Source organism: Nocardia sp. NPDC004722 (genome assembly GCF_053601505.1).
The window spans coordinates 1-1,713 of sequence record NZ_JBSGBY010001012.1; the positions used below are offsets into that span (position 1 = coordinate 1).

A 1,713-nucleotide genomic window follows, 5' to 3' on the forward strand; every position below is an offset into this window, starting at 1 on the left:
GCAGCGTCGAGCCGCGCGGCCATCGCCTCCCCCAGCTGGGCGCGCGCCTCGCGGCCCAGCGCGCTCGCGGGCGCGGTGGCCGCGACCAGGCTGCACCGGTCGGGCAGGCCCGCGGCGGCCTCCCGCCAGTAGTGCTCGTCGGCGGCGTACCGGGAGGATTCCCGGTACGCCATTTCCGCCTCGTGCACCTCCCACAGGGAGGCCGCGGTGCCGGGAGGCGCCGTTTGCCCGCGCACCGCGGCGTTGTACAGCTCGGCGACCCGGTAGAGCATGGTCACCGAACCGAATCCATCGATGAGGATGTGGTGAGCTCTGGTGTACCACAGGTGATGGGACTCCCCGACCCGGATCACCATAGATATCCCTGCGAGCTCGCCGAGCATGTCGATCGGCGCCGCCACATCCGCGCGCATCCAGTCCAGCGCGTCTGAAACCGGGTCGGCCCGGTCCCGGAAGTCCAGGAAACCGATCACCGGCTCGGTCCCGGTCTCGACGAACTGCCACGGCCTGCCGTCGACCTCGGCGAAACGCAGGACGCCGGAACCGAATTCGCGTCCCGCCTGCGCCGCGACCCGCCGCAGCACCGCCACATCCAGCGGCCCGCGCATCTCGATGTACTGGGCCTCCGACAGCGGCACCGCCGGATCCAGTTGCTGCGCAAGCCACATCCCCGATTGCGCCGGGGAGAGCGGGAAGGCGTTCTCGGACAGAACGGGGTTCTCGGACAAGACGGGGGCGGACCGAGCCGCCTCGAGTTCGCGCGTCATGACGCACTGCCTAACTGCTGGTCGAGCAGGATTCGTCCGCCGGCGCCACCTCGTAGGCGGGCACCCAGGAAGCGGGGCGAGATGTCAAGCGCCCCACCATGACCGAACGCACATGAGCCGGGAGCATCGGTGCGAACTTGCGCACGTACGCATCGGCCCATTCGGGCTTGTCGAGCAGGAACGGGAAATCGGTCGTCATCATGCTGCGCACCACCAACATCGGCATCGGTGCGTCCAACGGCCGAAAATCCTTGTTCCACAAGCCCGGTTGGTCGCAGCCCGGATAAAACTGCCCGAACATGGTCCCGCGTTCGACGAACTTGCTCTTGAATTCATCATGGATTTCATCGATCAGCGTATAATCCTTCAAATTAGGAAATACAGTGATCAATGCGCGCAGCACTGATGTGGAACTACCGTTCCCCGTGGGTAGTTCGGGATAGACCTCCAATGCGTCGCGTATGATCGCGCGCACCCACATCGGCCGCGGTTCCGCTGCGGGGACCTGTGCCAACCAGAGTAGATCCCGTCGCATCGACGGCTTGACATACGGGCACACGGGCCCGTCTCTGCCCAGTTCGTCACTGGGTCGGGTCAGAAAGGAATCAGCCCAAGATCGAAAGGCCGCCACCGTAGACCTGGCGGCCGGACATGATGATCCAGTGTCCCCCAATGAGACCCATTGCAGCCCCGAGCGGGGGCCGATAACACGCTCGCTCATGACTCACCTCGGATGCTCGAGCTGCGGCACAAGAAGGCACCGCTGCCCATATACATAAATAGTGCCCCGGTCATGGGCCGTTAACACGAGTAGTCGGATACCCAATTTCGCTACTGCGCCCCGAATTTCGGGGGCACACAAATAAGAAAAGACCGGTACCTGCCCGTCGGCGGCGTCAAGGCCAGCGGCTACGGCCGCGAGCTGTCCCATTACGGCGTCACCGAA

2 protein-coding genes are annotated in these 1,713 nt (G+C 65.0%); both read right to left on the minus strand.

The window, feature by feature from the left end:
* Positions 1 to 767: condensation domain-containing protein (locus ACWELQ_RS45195; RefSeq protein ID WP_452403108.1), on the minus strand; the 767-nt coding region annotated here is incomplete at its 3' end.
* A gap of 10 nt (positions 768 to 777) precedes the next feature.
* On the minus strand, positions 778 to 1,488 hold the full coding sequence (locus tag ACWELQ_RS45200; protein ID WP_452403109.1) for a DUF6875 domain-containing protein: 711 nt from the start codon (positions 1,486 to 1,488) through the stop codon (positions 778 to 780).
* Positions 1,489 to 1,713: the final 225 nt, after the last annotated feature.